This is a genomic window from Clostridium sardiniense (genome assembly GCF_016907995.1).
Taxonomy (GTDB): Bacteria; Bacillota; Clostridia; order Clostridiales; family Clostridiaceae; genus Clostridium; species Clostridium sardiniense.
Genome location: NZ_JAFBDA010000009.1, coordinates 14,018 through 31,036, shown reverse-complemented (window position 1 = coordinate 31,036; position 17,019 = coordinate 14,018). Strand labels below are relative to the sequence as shown.

General features: G+C 26.9%; 15 protein-coding genes and 1 pseudogene. 3 read left to right on the top strand and 13 right to left on the bottom strand.

Annotated features, from left to right (window positions below; all coding sequences use genetic code 11):
• Positions 1–99 precede the first annotated feature (99 nt).
• Positions 100–264: a hypothetical protein gene (locus JOC62_RS09150; RefSeq protein WP_204594965.1), complete on the top strand. Its 165-nt coding sequence runs from the start codon at positions 100–102 to the stop codon at positions 262–264.
• A 109-nt stretch (positions 265–373) separates the two neighbouring features.
• Here JOC62_RS09150 and JOC62_RS09145 read toward each other — a convergent pair whose 3' ends face one another.
• The 6 genes and pseudogenes from JOC62_RS09145 to JOC62_RS09120 all read right to left on the bottom strand — a co-directional run bounded on the left by JOC62_RS09145 (position 374) and on the right by JOC62_RS09120 (position 6,582).
• Positions 374–1,246 (bottom strand): hypothetical protein, encoded by an 873-nt coding sequence (locus JOC62_RS09145; protein ID WP_204594964.1) that lies wholly within the window; start codon positions 1,244–1,246, stop codon positions 374–376.
• Positions 1,247–1,480: 234 nt separating this feature from the next.
• The gene (locus JOC62_RS09140) at positions 1,481–2,749 is read right to left on the bottom strand and encodes an FAD-dependent oxidoreductase (protein ID WP_204594963.1); all 1,269 of its coding nucleotides are present in this window, start codon (positions 2,747–2,749) and stop codon (positions 1,481–1,483) included.
• A 163-nt stretch (positions 2,750–2,912) separates the two neighbouring features.
• Complete coding sequence (locus JOC62_RS09135; protein ID WP_204594962.1) at positions 2,913–3,194, bottom strand: DUF2087 domain-containing protein; 282 nt, start codon at positions 3,192–3,194, stop codon at positions 2,913–2,915.
• A 95-nt stretch (positions 3,195–3,289) separates the two neighbouring features.
• Positions 3,290–4,627: a sensor histidine kinase gene (locus JOC62_RS09130; RefSeq protein WP_204594961.1), complete on the bottom strand. Its 1,338-nt coding sequence runs from the start codon at positions 4,625–4,627 to the stop codon at positions 3,290–3,292.
• A gap of 6 nt (positions 4,628–4,633) precedes the next feature.
• Positions 4,634–5,293: pseudogene (locus tag JOC62_RS09125) on the bottom strand (response regulator transcription factor).
• Between the two features lie 20 nt (positions 5,294–5,313).
• Positions 5,314–6,582: a hypothetical protein gene (locus tag JOC62_RS09120; RefSeq protein WP_204594960.1), complete on the bottom strand. Its 1,269-nt coding sequence runs from the start codon at positions 6,580–6,582 to the stop codon at positions 5,314–5,316.
• A 362-nt stretch (positions 6,583–6,944) separates the two neighbouring features.
• Between JOC62_RS09120 and JOC62_RS09115 the strand changes: the two genes are divergently transcribed.
• Positions 6,945–7,328 carry a VOC family protein gene (locus tag JOC62_RS09115; RefSeq protein ID WP_204594959.1) on the top strand — a complete coding sequence of 128 codons (384 nt, stop codon included), beginning with the start codon at positions 6,945–6,947 and terminating at the stop codon, positions 7,326–7,328.
• Positions 7,329–7,448: 120 nt separating this feature from the next.
• On the opposite strand, the gene JOC62_RS09110 is transcribed toward JOC62_RS09115, so the two are convergent.
• The gene (locus JOC62_RS09110; protein WP_204594958.1) at positions 7,449–7,790 is read right to left on the bottom strand and encodes a zinc ribbon domain-containing protein YjdM; all 342 of its coding nucleotides are present in this window, start codon (positions 7,788–7,790) and stop codon (positions 7,449–7,451) included.
• A 501-nt stretch (positions 7,791–8,291) separates the two neighbouring features.
• On the opposite strand from JOC62_RS09110, the gene JOC62_RS09105 reads away from it, so the two are divergent.
• The gene (locus JOC62_RS09105) at positions 8,292–8,540 is read left to right on the top strand and encodes a CPF_0552 family protein (protein ID WP_204594957.1); all 249 of its coding nucleotides are present in this window, start codon (positions 8,292–8,294) and stop codon (positions 8,538–8,540) included.
• A gap of 108 nt (positions 8,541–8,648) precedes the next feature.
• On the opposite strand, the gene JOC62_RS09100 is transcribed toward JOC62_RS09105, so the two are convergent.
• The 6 genes from JOC62_RS09100 to JOC62_RS09075 form a co-directional block, all read right to left on the bottom strand.
• Positions 8,649–9,503: a YitT family protein gene (locus tag JOC62_RS09100; protein WP_204594956.1), complete on the bottom strand. Its 855-nt coding sequence runs from the start codon at positions 9,501–9,503 to the stop codon at positions 8,649–8,651.
• Positions 9,504–10,061: 558 nt separating this feature from the next.
• Positions 10,062–13,757: an FMN-binding protein gene (locus tag JOC62_RS09095; protein WP_204594955.1), complete on the bottom strand. Its 3,696-nt coding sequence runs from the start codon at positions 13,755–13,757 to the stop codon at positions 10,062–10,064.
• Positions 13,758–13,771: 14 nt separating this feature from the next.
• A complete protein-coding gene (locus tag JOC62_RS09090; protein WP_204594954.1) occupies positions 13,772–14,164 on the bottom strand; it encodes an FMN-binding protein in 393 nt (130 codons plus the stop codon).
• Positions 14,161–15,102 (bottom strand): FAD:protein FMN transferase, encoded by a 942-nt coding sequence (locus JOC62_RS09085; RefSeq protein WP_243425041.1) that lies wholly within the window; start codon positions 15,100–15,102, stop codon positions 14,161–14,163. The genes JOC62_RS09090 and JOC62_RS09085 overlap by 4 nt, the downstream gene beginning before the upstream one ends.
• Positions 15,103–15,245: 143 nt before the next feature.
• Positions 15,246–16,028, bottom strand: coding sequence for an ABC transporter ATP-binding protein (locus tag JOC62_RS09080; protein ID WP_204594952.1), 783 nt, complete (start codon positions 16,026–16,028; stop codon positions 15,246–15,248).
• Between the two features lies 1 nt (position 16,029).
• Positions 16,030–17,019, bottom strand: coding sequence for a FecCD family ABC transporter permease (locus JOC62_RS09075; RefSeq protein WP_204594951.1), 990 nt, complete (start codon positions 17,017–17,019; stop codon positions 16,030–16,032).

Sequence of the window (17,019 nt, the reverse complement as noted above, 5' to 3'; positions counted from 1 at the left end):
TATCAAATTAAATTATAAATTAAGTTTTATATAAGAATTGATTTCTTGACTAAAGAGCGTTACATATTAGATATAAAAGTAATAAAAGGAGTGATTTTTATGTTATTCTTTGGCAAAAGTAAAAAATCTAGTATTGAGGATGTTATAAAATTAGAAAAATTAAAATTATACAAATACGACAAATTTGATAATGCAAAATCTTCTACAGATAAGGATAAAAATGTCCTATCATTTATACTTAAGTCAAAGGATATTAATATTTAAATTGTTAGCTTATAAATAAATTTTTTAGAATATTAAAAGGACTTTTTCATTATGTGAAAAAGTCCTTTTATCTATATGTTATATTAATTTTCAACTAGATATTTTAATGTTATTTACCTACAAAAGTCATCATTCCATTATCCCCATTATAAGGAGGTGCACCTTCAACTGTTACATAGCAAATTATAAGCTTATATTCTGCTCCTTTAGGAATATCTTTACTGAAAGTTAATACAAAAGTTCTTTGTGAATCTTCCTTTGCTTCTACTCTTACTTTATTCTCTGTAAGTGAATTTCTAGCATCTACTTTATCATTTTTACCAAGAGATGCTATTCCTTTTGCTTTATCATTCATAGTGTCTTGAACCCAATAATTAGTTGCTTTAGATCCAAGTTCAACATCTACATCCCTATCATAGCTTATTTCTATTTGGTTAGGTGATATTTGATTAACCTTCATTAATTTTGGAATATTAGTATCCTTAGTTTTTTGAGATTTATCAGTCTCATTTTTCCCAGGATTTTGAACCTTATCTCCCTTAATGTCTTCAGGCTTTTTAGCTTTATTATCTTCAGGCTTTTGAACCTTATTATCTGGAACTTTTGTAGCATTACTTTTCTTACTATCTTCTGATTTTTCACTCTTATTATCTGGATCTTCTAAAGCACTACTCTTTTTACTATCTTCAATTTTTTGCTCTTTATTATCTTCAGTCTTTTGAGCCTTATTATCTGGAACTTTTGTAGCATTACTTTTCTTACTATCTTCTGACTTTTCACTCTTATTATCTGGAACTTCTAAAGCACTACTTTCTTTACTATCTTTAATTTTTTCATCTTTATTATCCTTATCATCTTGGATAGATATTTTAAAATTAATATTATTCTCCTTAATAGTTTGAGCATTCACAGTACTGCTTAATGATAATTGAACTGCTAAAGCTGCAGCTACAACTAAACAACCTTTTGAAAAATTTTTCATATGTACCTCCTAAGATATCGTATTATTATTTTTACAAAACTTATATTTCCCCAAAATTAAAAAATATATATATTTTTTAATATAATAAACTTAAAAGATTTACTTATGTGCTAAATTAATCAATTTTTTAATAAAAAAAAGCTAAACATAAAACAATTTAGCTCTTTTTATAAAATATACAAAATATTATTTTTAAGTCTGTTTAATATCTAAAACTATAAAAATACTTTCCTCTTACTTCCCATCAAAAATATCTGTAAGATTTAATTTTCTAACCCTATCCTTTATTTTATCTTTATCTGTAGTATATAATGCTATTTCTTTCATTCTGTCAAAGTACTCAGCACCTGAGAAAGTAGGTCTCTCATATAAATTTCCTTCAGCTATTTTATCATTCGCATATGCAATAATATCACCAGTAACTAATTCTCTTGGTAATTCTAAAAGACCATTTCCTTTTAAATATTGTGCTGCATTGAATCCTGCTAAAGCTCCTGTTGTCATTGCTTCTGTATGTCCAACAAAGAATCCTGACTTTTCCCCTCCACAAAATAGATTATCTAACCCTTCTACTTTCATTGTATTATCTCTCTTTGCAGCTGCAAGGTATCTTATTGAATTCCCGTTACTACCTGCTAGTGGATCAATATATACTGCATTTTCTAATCCTTTAATTTTTCTTAATTTATCTATAGGATAGTGGGAGGTCATTAACTTTATGTGTCCAGTATCTAATAATATAACATTCTCCCCAAATGCTAATGTTGCATATTGCTGACATACCTTATTATCTAACTTCTCTAAATGTATATCTTCTTTAGGTATAGGGATAATAGCAACACCTTCTTTTTTCAAAGTATCAATTAAATCTTTTGATAATGAATCCCTAGATATTTCACAAGAACCACTCATAGCTCCATTAAGTCCATTCTTTCTTAATCCTACTAAATCCTCTACTCCCGCTTTTTCGCTTATACTTACCCTTGTGCCAAAACTTGGACATCTTAATACACACATTGTGCATCCATTTCCGTACTTAACGCAATTAGGCATAGATCCTGTAGACCCTGTAGTTTCTATAAATACGTCTCCAGTTACAACTCTTTTATCAGCTAATACTATTGATATTATTTTATCTTTTTTTCTTTCTACATCTACAACTCTACTATTAAAACATATTTTCACTCCTTTATCTAAAAGGTATCTTCTTATAATAGGTTCTGCCTTACTTACATCACATAATGATGCATGCTTATGTCCTGGAAATTCTATATTTTTGTGAAGTGCTATAGAATCCATAATTTTAATAAACTCTCCAGCACCAAGATTTATAAGTTCCTCTGCAGCTGTGAATCTTCCGTTATTCCTCATTATTCCTCCAACATTTCCTACACCTAGTAGCAAATCTGTTCTCTCATAAAGTTCTACTTCTACTCCACATTTTATTGCTTGAAGTGCTGCTTGGCATCCAGCCCATCCCCCACCTATAATTACTACTTTCATATCTGCTCCTTTAACTCTAATTTTTATATTTTATAGTATTCAATTATGCTTATTAATTTCATATATTGTTAAAAAACATCAAACCTATGTGAAAGATCTATTATGATATTAATATCAAATAAAATTTAACATAAAATAAAAGCTAGATATTTAAATCTAGCTCTTATTCATTAATCTCTATGTTTTTCCAATATTTTGATCCATCTGATTCTCTTGATAAAAATTTGTTATCAAAAAGTTCTCTTCTAAGTAAAACAAAGTCATCTAGATTGCTCCATAGTTTTATTACCTCATTGACTTCTTTTTCACTATAATATCTTTCATCTTCAAATTTAGTTATTAGATACTCTAGAATTATATTTTTAGCATTTCTTTTTGAAGGCCATACTACTATTTTCTTCTTATTATTTAAGTATCTTTCAATATCTACTACCTTTTTACCCATATTCTCACCCCGATTATATGTTATTTTTAACCTTTCTAAATTCTAATCTTACTAATAATTTATTTTGCACATATTTATTTAAATTCTCATTTAACTTAAAACTTTATAATAAAAATAATCTTATCTTCATTTATCTTATATGTTAGTTTAAAATTATTTTTTTCACTTATCTTCTTGCATAAATATAATCCAAGCCCTGTTCCATTTACATGTTGCTTTGTATTTCCTTTGATAAATGGATCTAATAATCTATTCTTAATATTACTTTCTATATTTTTGTATTTATTAGATATAATTAATTCTTTATTATCAGTAAGATTTATATTTATTTCATTCCCTTCTGAATATTTTATTGCATTATCTATTAAATTAGATATCAAAGTCCTTATATCCTCTTTTATTCCAAATATATTTATATTTTCCAAATTTAAATTTATCTTGTATTCATTTTCTCGAATAATTACATCAAATATCTTTAATATATCTTCTATTTCATTTTTTAAATTTATCTCTTCTTTTTCTTTATTTAATATCATTTCAGATTTTGATAATGTTAAATTTTTTTGTATTAGATTATTCATCCTTACAGTCTCATCTTCTATGTTATTTAACATCTTAACTATATCTTTATCCTCAAATTCTTCTTCATGTAACAACTGCGTATAACCTCTTATAACTGTCAAAGGTGTTTTAAGTTCGTGGGTTGCATTATTAAAGAACGTCTTTGATGCATCTTGAAGACTTGATATATTTTCTTTCATTTCATTAAACTCTTCTGTTAATACGCCTACCTCATCATTGTATTTAACTTCTAAAGGCTTTACTTCTTCTCCTCTTCCAAATCGTCTCATTGAACTTGTAAGACTCTCTAAAGGTTTAGTTGTCTTTTTAATTATTAAGTATACAAAAGCCATCAGTATTATAGTCATTAACATTAAAATAATACCTATACTAATTAATATTGATTTATTTAATTTATATACTTTTGAATAGTCTTTCTGTACAATTAATCTACAATAAAATTTCCCATCAATATAAATTGGCTGATATAATGTACCTATCATTAAATTATCTTTTCTATATAATTTTAATTTTGACTTTGTTTTATCTTCACACATCTTTAAATCTTCAATATCTTTATTTAAAATAAGTTTTCCCATTGATACTGTATCACTACCTGAATCAATAGAAGCATATACATTAAATAAATTATTTATAGTTTTTACTATATTAAAATCATCTTTTTCTGTTCCTAAAACTTCATCTGTGTATATATAGTTTTTTGAGAACTCTGCTATTTGTCCTATATCTTCTGATATATACTCCTCTTCATTATCATCTATAATAAAATATATTCCTATAAGTCCTATACAAGCAGTAATTAAAATTATGAACCCAATAGTTAAAGCTAATCTTTGTCTTATTGTCTTCATTACTATTTACCTCATCACATATCCTACACCGAATATAGTTTCAATTTTTGAAGAGTCTTTATATTCACCTAGCTTACTTCTTATTCTTCTAATATGAACATCTACAGTTCTATCTTCTCCTTCAAAACCTATTCCCCAAACTTTATCCAAAAGTTCTGATCTTGAAAATACTCTATTCTTGTTTTTATATAAAAAGTATAATAAATCAAATTCTTTTCTATTTAAATCTATACCCTTTGAATTTATAACTACGCTTCTACTTTCAATATCAATATAAAATCCTAGCTCTTTTTTTCTTTCTATTATCTTTTTTTCTCTTCTAAGAACTACCTTCACTCTCATTTTAACTTCTCTTATATCAAATGGTTTGGTTATATAATCATCAGCACCTAATTACATACACTTAAGCTTGTCTGATATTTCATTCCTTGCTGTAATCATAATTACATATGAATTATTACTAATACGTTTAGCTAATTCAAATCCTGTAGTATCAGGAAGCATAATATCTAAAAGAACTAAATGTGGTTTAAAATCTTTCATATGCTCTAAGGCTTCTTCTCCTGTATATGCTGATTTTATGATATATCCTTCCTTACTTAAAGCTCTTGATAAAATATCATTTATACTAGCTTCATCTTCAATTATTAAAACCCTTTTATCCATTATGCATATCCCCCACTTGCTTAATTTATTTCTAATAAGTTATATTGATATCTATCTTTAATGTTTTGTTTTTTATCTTTATCATAAATATATATGTGTGTACCAACTAATATTTTTTTTCCATCCTCACTCATAATAGCTGATGATAGTAATGATTTTTCATCCTTTTCTAATCTAAAATCTAATTTTTTAATTATCTTTAATGAATCATTATCTATTTCTCCTATATATATATCTGCAGTTTTATTCTCAGTTTGCTTACTCAAAATAACTTTATTATTTTCATTAAAAAATTTAGCTACTCTTAAATTCTCATCACTACTTTTATTTATATATTTAGTTTCCTTCGTCTTAGGATTATATATTATAGATAATCTCTCTCCATCTCCCTCTGTATTTAATATAATTATTTCACCTTCATTTGTGATAGATATTTCTTCACTTCTTAATCTACCTATTCCCTTTATATTTATCTCCCATTTGTTTTTTAATGTAATTTCATCTTTCTCTAGAACTAAAGTATAAATATTTCCTGTATAATCTATAACATAAAATTCATCTGTAATATTACTATAAACAATTTCTTCTATCCTTAGTATATCTTTTCCTTTATAAATATATTTTTTATTATCATTTATATTTATAATTTCTAATTTTAATAATTTATCTTCTCCTACTTCATCACTTTTTTCTTCATTTTCTATTATATATGCATAATCAGTATTTCCTTCTATAATCTGGGATTTTGCATCATAACTTCCTTTTTTTTCATGCTCTACTACTATATCTTGATTGAATTCATATATCTCTCCCTCAGTAAACTCTCCAATATGTCTTTCAACATTAGTTTTATTATTATAATAGTACACTTCATTTAGATTCTTATTGAATATATATGCTGATACCCCCTCTGCATTAGCATTTATACCCCAAGTATAATTTAATGGTACTTTATTACTTTCTTCTAGATTTCCTTTAGTATCTAAAGCATATAAATTCTTTTTAAAGATTCCATAGACAGGATATTCTTTTGTTCCTTCTCCCCCAAATGTTCCTTGGCTTAATCCAAATGTCCCATATATTTTATCTCCTTCAAGATAAAGTGGAATAAATAATTGCTTAACCTGTACATCTAAATTTATAATCTTTTCATTGATACTCTCTCCAATTTCCTTACTCTCTTGAACCTTTTGATCCAATACTATAGTTTTTTCTTTACTACACCCACTAAATATAATACTTACTCCCATAACACAACTCATTAGAAACACTATTTTTCTTTTCTTCATACCCTTCCCCCCTTAAAATTAATTTCTATATTTTTATTTTAAATGGAAGTTATTACAAAATTATTACCTGCTATAATTATTTCTTATATTTATTTTGGCTTTATGAAACTTATTTTGAAATAAACTATAAAATTAATCCCAGTAAGAATTATAGCTTTTATATTCCAATAAAATCAAAAAAATGTGAAAAAGAAATAAATATAAATGTGTCTCTAAAATAAGAAAACTAATATCTGTGCAAATATCGAAATTTATTCTAAAGGCCCTATTGTTCGTGTATAATTAATGTAACGATAATGAACAATTTATTATATTGTTAGTATTTAAGTTAAATTTATAAAGGGTAAAAAAGGAGCATAAAAATGAGAATAGAACATATTGCAATGTATGTAAATGATTTAGAAGCTACTAAAGACTTTTTTATTAAGTTTTTTAAAGCATCATCTAATAACAAATATCATAATCCTAAAACGGGGTTACAAACTTATTTCTTAACATTCGAGGATAATACAAGACTTGAAATAATGACACGACCTGATGTAGTTTCTTCAGAAAAATCACTTATGCACACTGGGTATATACATTTAGCATTTAGTGTTGGAAGTAAAGAAAAGGTAGATGAATTAACAAGTGAATTAAAAGAAGCTGGTTATGAAATCTTAAGTGGACCACGTACAACAGGTGATGGTTATTACGAAAGTTGTGTATTAGGACCTGAAGGCAATCAAATTGAAATAACTGAGTAAGCAATTATCTTTATATTTCATAATAAATTTACTCTACCTATATAAGTAAAAAAGCTAGGCTTATAATGCCTAGCTCACTAAATTTAATAATTATTAAGTTTAATATTACTTAAATCTATATTATATCTTCTTAACAAATTCTGATTTTAATTGCATAGCTCCAAAGCCATCAATTTTACAATCAATATTATGATCTCCATCAACTAAACGGATATTTTTAACCTTTGTCCCTTTCTTTAAGGCTGATGAAGCTCCCTTTACTTTAAGATCCTTTATTATTGTTACAGAATCACCATCATTTAATATGTTTCCATTTGAATCTTTAACAACAAGTGTATCTTCATTATTTTCTGCTTCCATTTCTGCATTCCATTCGTGGGCACATTCTGGACAAACAAAAAGACTTCCATCTTCGTAAGTATATTCTGAATTACATTTTGGGCAATTTGGTAAATTAACCATAATTTAATTTCCTCCATTCGTTCTTTTCAATTATAATATCTAAATTTTCCTCTTCCCTTTATAAAGCTTTGTAATATCAGTAGTTACAAGCTTACAGTCTACAAAATGTATATAGGGAATTACTTATAGGTTTATATGATATCATAGTCTTTTAGCTTTGACAAATGTTAATAAAAACTTTTTATTTTTCTTCTATTATAATTAAGTTATTATGCTTCTACTATCTATACTCTATTATGTAATATCTAATGCTTATTCCCCTTCCTAATTATGATCTCTTATATAGGAATTTTTTTATTTATACTTTACTAAAATTTAATCAATATTCCATATATAAAATATAAAAATTATTTATAATAAAAGTTGTTCTTGTAAAAATTATATTTTTTATGTTTAAAATTAGTATTAATTGAAGGATTTTAATCCATAATATAGAATATAAAATATTAGCAAGGGTAATATTTTGAGAATTTTTATAAATAAACCTTAGGAGGAATTGATATGTTTTCAATTATGGCAATAAAAATATCACCAAGAAATAAGATTGCACCAACAGTTCAAGAGATTTTAACTAAACATGGTTGCATTATAAAGACAAGACTTGGTATTCATGAAGCAAGTGTTAGTAGCTGCTCTAAATCTGGATTAGTAATTTTAGATCTTTTAAACGAAAATCCAGAAGAAATTGAAACTTTAAAAGAAGATTTAAATTCTCTAGATGGTGTAACTGCTAAAGTAATGGAGATTTAATAATATAAGCTATTTAAATAAATTTTTTCACATATATTTGACTTAAAAACACCCAGAAATCTTTAATTATATTTCTGGGTGTTTTCTATTCTAATTTCATTATATGTATTATAATAATGAATTATCTGCAAATTTACCAATAACCTCAATTGTTGGCTGTACATTTACAAATGCCTCTGGATCTATATCTAATATATTTTTCTTAACAAAGAATAGTTCATGTTTTGATATAACTGTTACTACTGAAGTTAACCCTTCATTTGTATATCCACCATGCAAGCCTGGATTAACTGTTACTCCACGAACACTATTTTTAATAAGACTTTCAACTACTTCTTTTTCTTTTCTTGTAAATATTGTAACTGTTAATTTATACTGCTGAATATACAATAAATCAATAATTTTTGTACTTGCAAAGATAGATACTAAACTATATAATGCAAGTTCCCATCCATATGCTATTCCTGCAATTGATACTATAATTCCATTAAGTATTAATCCTAATTGACCTACAGATTTACCTGTTAACTTTTGTACAACAAGAACTATAATATCAGTTCCACCTGTAGAAAATCCAAGTCTAAAGCAAATTCCAACTCCAGCGCCCGTTAAAACGCCCCCAAAAATTGAAGCTAAAAGTGGATTATTTGTTATTGGATTTACCGGAAGCCATCTAATAAAGAATGATGACGATACAACTGCAAGTAATGTATACAAAGTAAACTTCTTACCAAGTTTTCTCCATGATAAATAGATAAGTGGTAAATTAATAAGTAAAACCCATGTTGAAATACCAATATTAATATGTAAAAAGCTATTGCCCATTGATGATAGCAATTGAGATAAACCTGTAACTCCACCTGAGTATACATGTGCAGGAGTTAAGAATGTGTTTATCCCAATACCAGCTAAAAATCCATAAAATAATATTGCTACTATTCTATATAATATTTTTCTATTCATACTAAAGCCCCCTTATATTTTATTTTTTATTATATCATACCTATTATTATATTTTTTATCTATAGTAATTTTGCATAAAATCAACTATATTTCTTATATTTATTCATACATAGCTAAAAAATACTCTTTCTATTCCAAATTAAAGGAATAATAGTAAATATATGGAGTTCATACTATTATTCTAATATTTAATTAATAATTTAGTGTCGTTAATCTATATTTTAAAGATTGGGGAGAGTTTTTATACCATTTAATAAAAATTAGTATTGTTAATTAAATATATTTTCCTCAATCTTATCTAAATTCATTATAATTAATTGAATATATAATTCTCATTTTAATAATAGCAAGAATTTTTACTGTGCTTCCGATAATCTACTTCAAGATTTCAAAATGAATAATTTTAAATTAATATGGAGCTTTGTTTTCATACAAAGCTCCATTAATTAATTCCCTTGTTTTATATAAACATTTATTAGGTTCATATGCAATTGATACTATGCCAGTTCAAATATTAATATTGTTAGAGTAATAACTTAAAAATAAAGTGATTTAATCCTAATAATTTATTTTAACTAAATCCCCTATAGCTTTATCTACGGAATCTTTTATATCTTCAACTAGTTTCTTAGTTAGTTTCTGCGGATTACTAATCCCCTCTTTAGCTTTTGTTAATTCCTGCTTTAGTTTATTTAATGATTCTTTTGTATATACTTTATCTTTATACGATAATACTTCACCATAAGATATATTCAGTAATAAGTGTCTATATTCATCACTTTTTAAAATAACTTCCGGTTTGTCTTCCAGCTTAACTTCTGGTTTAATCTCTGGTTTAATCTCTGGTTTAATCTCTGGTTTAACTTCTATACTAGGTTCCACTAGCCTTAAATTATCCCATGATAATTCCATTATAAATGCCATTCCATTATAAAGAGATTTACTAGGTAAATATATGCTTACATTATATCTTGTATCAAATTTATTTAAAGTAAATTTGAATATTTCTAACTCACCTTTAACTTCCGGTTTTAAGTTCTCGCTTCCTCCACCATCTTTAATTATAAATTTTCCTTTACTTAAAAATGAGTGTCCTTTTTGTGGTTTAAATGTCATCGTCACATCTATTTTTCCATCTTCATTCAACTTAAGTTCAGTTTTTTGAAGTGCTTCATTAATTGCACCTCCACCTACATTATCAGAATAAGAAAATTTAGTTGGTACATCATAACTTTGGCCAATTTTAAAATTAAGCTCTAAAATATAAATTGCTAACTCTAGATCTTTCTTTGCCTTATCTACATCTGATTGTATTGCCTTTTTATTTACTGATATAGCTTTTGCAGCATTCAATTTTTCTTTATAATCATCAACAATTGTAGATACTTTATTTTCTGTATCAACCTTCTTTGCAATTAATGCATCTAACTCTGTCTTATCAGCTTTTTTTACAAATATAGCTTTATATGTCTTATTTCCCTTAATAACTTCATCACCGTTAGGAAGAGCTGGCTCCCAATGATCAAAGAAATAGCCTTCAGCAGCTATTGGTTTAGGTGCTATGACCCCTTTTTCCTTCCAAGTACCCCCTAATTTTGATTTAAATAATTTTTCCCCTTCTAAACTTCCATTTCCAGCAACAGCAAAATCAATAATAGCTGTATTACTTTTCTCCATCCTTTCCTCCAAAGCCATTAATATTGTTTCTTTTATGGCTTTAGCTGAAATTGTGGCTCCACTTACGGCATCAATATTTCGAACTGTTTCCATAGTAGCATGTTTATCTAAAATCTTTTCCAATATATCCTTAGTTGCCCTATCCATAAAGCTATTGTCACCAGTATCTCCTTTATGTGTAACAATCAAATCTTTAAATATATCTTTTTCATCATCTACTAAAATATTAACATTAATCGGATATTTTCTATTATAAGATCCAAATTTACCTGAAACTTCTCCATCTTTTACTAATACACTTGTTCTTTCCTTTATGTTCTTTAAAGTTGTCCAATTTATTTTCAATCCAAATTTTACATCCATTTTCATGGCTAAAATATTACTAGTTCCCCAAACCAATCCTTCTTTATCGTAGGTAGGAAGATTAAAGGTAACCTCTTTATTTCCTATAGTTTTGGTATTTAGCGCATTTTCTAAATTCTTATCTTTATATATACTAGTCCCAGAAAATTCCTGCTTCATACGAAATGTCAATCTAGCTACACCATCCTTATCAACAGATATAGTAGCTGGCTTTTCCAGATATTGATTAGCCATAGAGTTGACATCAGGACTCTTGTAATTTTTCATATCAACCATTACAGTATAATCATTTCCTGCTTCTAGAGGATTAGTTTCTGGTGCTACTGTACTTGATGGTCTTAGAGTATTCCATAATAATTTCATTATATAGGCATTGCTTCCAAATACTCCTTCATCCGGAAGATAAACATCTACATTATATATCTCATCAAATTTAGGTAAAGTAAACTTAAATATCTCCATCCCATCTTTAATTTCCGGTTTTAAATTTTTGCTTTCTTCACCATTTTTAATTATAAATCTACCTTTCTTTAAAAATGAGTATCCTTTTTGTGGTTTAAATATCATCGTCACATCTACTTTTCCATTTTCATTTAATTTAACTTCAGTTTTTTGAAGTATTTTATTAATTCCACTTACTCCACTAGAGGTAGCATTATAATCAAACTTAGCTGACACATCATAAACTTGTCCATGTCTTAAAATACTACTAGTATTTAACTCCTTAATTGCTTCTTCCAATTTAGTTATAGCATTATCTACATCTGATTGTGTTGCCTTTTTATCTGATGATACAGCTTTTGCAGCATTTAATTTTTCTTTATAATAATCAATAATGTCAGATCTTTTATTTTCTGTATCAACCTTTTTGGCAATTAATGCATCTAATGCTGTCTTATCAATTTTCTTTACGAATACATCTTTATTGAGTTGGCTTTCATCAATAGCTTTATTATTTGCCTTCATACTTTCTTTCAAAGCTTTATTAACAGCATCTATTATTCCTCTACTTGAATAAGTAGCTCCTGAAATTGTATCTACCCCACCAGTATTTTGATTTTTTAATATTTTAAGTATTACTCCATTAGCCTTATTGAAAAAATCTACATCATCATTATGTTTAATTATTTCAATATTTACTAATGTACCACTTTTTATTATAATTTTTACTTTTACATTTCCATTAAAGCCTTTAGCTTCTCCTATGTATTCCCCATCTTTAAATTTATGTTCTTTTAAATTTACATTATTGTTTTTATTTTCATTCTCATTAATACCATTTTTATCTAATATATCTTTTATAATATCTTTTATATTAATTAATGGGGTATTATTTACTCCATTATTATTATTTTTAGAAATTTTTATTGTATTGTTTATACCATTATTTTTTTTATCTATTTTATTTAAAGCTGAATTAACTGCATTTAATAATCCATTACTTGAATAAGTAGCTCCTGAAATTGTATCTACTCCAGCAGTACCTTGATTTTTTAATATTTTAATTATTATCCCTTTAGCTTTATTAAAAAATTCTGCATCATCATTATGAGTAATTACTTTAACATCTGCTAACTTATCATTTTTTATTATAACTTTTACTTTTACATTTCCTCTAAAGCCCATAGCCTCACCTATATATTCTCCATCCTGAAGATTATATTCTTTTAAATCTATGCTTTTAGCTTTTAAGTAGTCAGATTTAATATTACTTTTAGATGTACTTACTTCTTCTTTATTAGTTTTATCTATATTGAAACCTGCTTTAGATAATGCATCTCTAACAGCATTTTTTATTCCATTAGAAGTTAAAGTTGCTCCTGAAATAGAATCTACATTAGTAGAACCCTCTTTTAGAATACTTGCAATAACTTTGCTACCATTCTCATAATATTTAGGCGTCTCTGAATGAGAAACCACCTCAATATTTTTTATTTTACTATTATCTATAGTAACCTTTACATTAATATCTCCACCATAACCTTTTGAAACTCCAGAATATGTACCATCTTTTATTCCTTTTAAATTTATATCACTCTCATTATTAATAGACTCTTTTTCTTTAATAATAGTCTCTGTAGAATCCGAACTTTTTTTTGGAACATCTACATTCTTCTTACTAAGTATATTGTAAGGATCAATTATTGCAAAACTAGTTGCACCAATTGCGCTTGTAATAAGAATCCCACCTGCAATTATCTTTGATTTTTTCATTATAAAATCCCCCCTTATTTAGCATTATTCAATGCATTTTCCACAGCTGAAATTATACCCTTAGAACTAAAAGTAGCTCCACTTATTGAATCAACATTCGAACTTTGTTTTTCAATTATTTTAGGTATTAAATCTTTAGCTTCATTTAAATAATTTTCATCATCACTTGAACTTAGAACATCTATTTTTTTAATCATTCCATCCTTTATCTCAAGAGATACTTTAGTTTTTCCATTAAATCCTTCTCCTTCACCCTCAAAATTTCCATTTTTAAAAGTAAGTGAATTAGAAGTAATACTTCCCTTTTCATTTTTACTATCATTTATACTAACATCTTTATCTGAGCATCCCGCAAATGTTGCTCCTAAAGAAATAATTACTATCGAAAAAATAACTTTTTTATTCATCCCAACACTCCTTGAAAATTTTCAGTAACTCTTATATTACCATTCTTATTTATAAATAATCCTTCCACTCCCTCTATAGAATTTATAAGCTTCATTCCCTCCTCTTCACCAAGTGATAATGCTATTGTACTTAATGCATCACAATCCATAGAATCCTCCGATACTATAGTCACTTGAATTAAATCACTTTCAAAAGGTCTTCCATCCTTAGGATTTATTATATGATGGTATATCTTGTCCTCTTTTTTAAAGAACCTCTCGTATATTCCTGAAGAAACAACTGATTTATCACATATTTCTAAAACCCCTAATATTTCACCTCTCTCTGAAAAAGGTTTTTGAATACCAATTTTAAAATTTTCTCCGCTCTCTTTTTTTCCTATACATAATACATTTCCGCCTAGGTTTATTATTCCACTACTTACACCTTCTGAAATTAAATACTCTTTTATCTTGTTTGCTATATACCCTTTAGCAATTCCGCCTAAATCTATTGACATCCCATTTTTTATAAGTTTAATATGATTTTTATTAATCAATATATTTTTATAATTTACGAGCTCTAAATTTTCATCAATATCATTTTGAACAGGAATAATCTTTTTTTCACTTTTAAAATTCCAAAGTTTTAAAAGTGGTTGAATACTAATATCAAAATTTCCATGAGAAAGTTCACTATAATATAAACTTCTATTTATTATGCTCAGTGTTTCATTGTGAACATCGAACCCGTTGATACCACTATTATTTACATTATAAATATCACTGCCTTCTTTTGTTTTACTAAGAAGTTCCTCATAATATTTACAAAAATCAAAGGATTTGTTTAATATATATTCACCTTTGCTTAAATTGCAATATATACTAATTTCCACAACTGTATCAAAATAAAACCCTTGCATAGAAAAGTTGCTATTTATAATCGATTCTTTTTCCATTTCATCCCTCCTTTTAAAACAAAAATTTATCATTCTTATTAAATCATTATATAAGTATTTAAACTTACTAAACTCCCACTTACCGCTAATACCACTACTATTGCTATTGTTTTATTTACCATCCATAACTTTCATTGTTTTTCCTATTTATATAAGCTTTTCGGTATAAAATAAAGCTCATGTGTTTCTTTATCTTTATTTAATGTTCCTTGTACTTTATAAACAGATCTTATTAAATTTTCATCTATTATTTCATCTGTTTTTCCACTTCTTATTATTTCTCCATTTTTCATTACTACTATATTATGACTATATTTTATTGCTTGATTTATATCATGAAGAACCATAACTACTGTTAGCCTACTCTTCTTATTTAATTCTTTAATAGTTTCTAATATTTCAATCTGATGAAATATATCTAAATAAGTTGTAGGTTCATCTAAAAATAATATATTAGGTCTTTGAGCTAGAGCCATTGCAATAAATGTTCTCTGTCTTTCACCCCCAGACAAGCTCATAACCATATTATTTTTTTTCTCTAAAAGTCCTGACTTTAAAAGGGTCCAATTTATAATTTTAAAATCCGTTTCATTTAACACTTCAAAATATCCTTTATGAGGTAACCTTCCATAGCTAATAAGTTTTTCTACTGTAATATCATTAGGTACAGAATTATGCTGATAAACTGTAGCTATTTTTCTTGCTATTTGTTTTTTGCTTAACTTATTAATATTATTCCCCTCTAAAAATATCTCTCCACTTTTGGGTTTGTTTAAATTGCATAATATACTTAATAACGTTGATTTCCCACTTCCGTTTGGACCTATTATTGTAGTAATTTCTCCTTCTTTTATTTGAATATTTATATTCTTTAATATTTTTTTATTACCCTCATAACAAAAACTTATATTATTAGCTCTTATCATTTTAAATATCACTCCTTTTTAGAAGATATAAAAAGAATGGAGCTCCAATTACAGCCATTACTATTCCAACTGGTATTTCATAAGGCTTAATTATACTTCGTCCTAAAGTATCAGCTAAAAGTAATAATGCCGAACCTAAAACCCCGCTAAATGGAATTAAATATTTATGATCTGAGCCTATAATAATTCTACAAATATGTGGTACTACAAGTCCTACAAATGATATTATCCCTGCTATAGCTGTTGATATTCCAGCCAAAAAAACTGCTACAGTTGTTATAATTATCATTTGCAATGTGGAATTATATCCTAAGCTACTTGCATTTTTATTACCTAATACTATAATGTTGCAAGACTTACTTAAAAGTATCGAAACTATTATTCCAACAACTGAATATCCAATTAGTATCCTAAAATCTATCCAAGATATTTTAGCTAAACTTCCTGCAAGCCACATTTGCATATTAGATGCTCCTGGGCCTGCACATAATGTTACTATTACAGTTAATCCACCAAGTAATGCATTTACAGCAGCTCCAGCTAAAACAATTCTAATTGGTGATAAACCATTTTTGTAAGCCATTCCATATACAATTAAGCAAGATATTGCCCCTCCTAAAAGACCAAACACAGGTCCAAATTTAATTAACTTTGGTGCAAAAACTATTACTGAAACTGCAACTAATGATGCACCTGAAGAAATCCCTGTTATATATGGGTCTGCCAACGGATTTTTTATTACTGATTGTAAGAGTACTCCTGATATAGCTAAATTTGCTCCAACTAATCCAGCTACAAAAACTCTAGGCATCCTAAGATCCCTAATTATTTCAATATTTCCACTTGGATTATCAGAAAATAATCCAAGAATAAGTTCCCTATAACTAATCTTTATACTTCCAATCTTTAAAGAGATTATTATAGCTACAACTAAAAGTATTATTGCCATTAAAATATATATATGTTTTGTTCTGTTTTTGACTAATCTCAT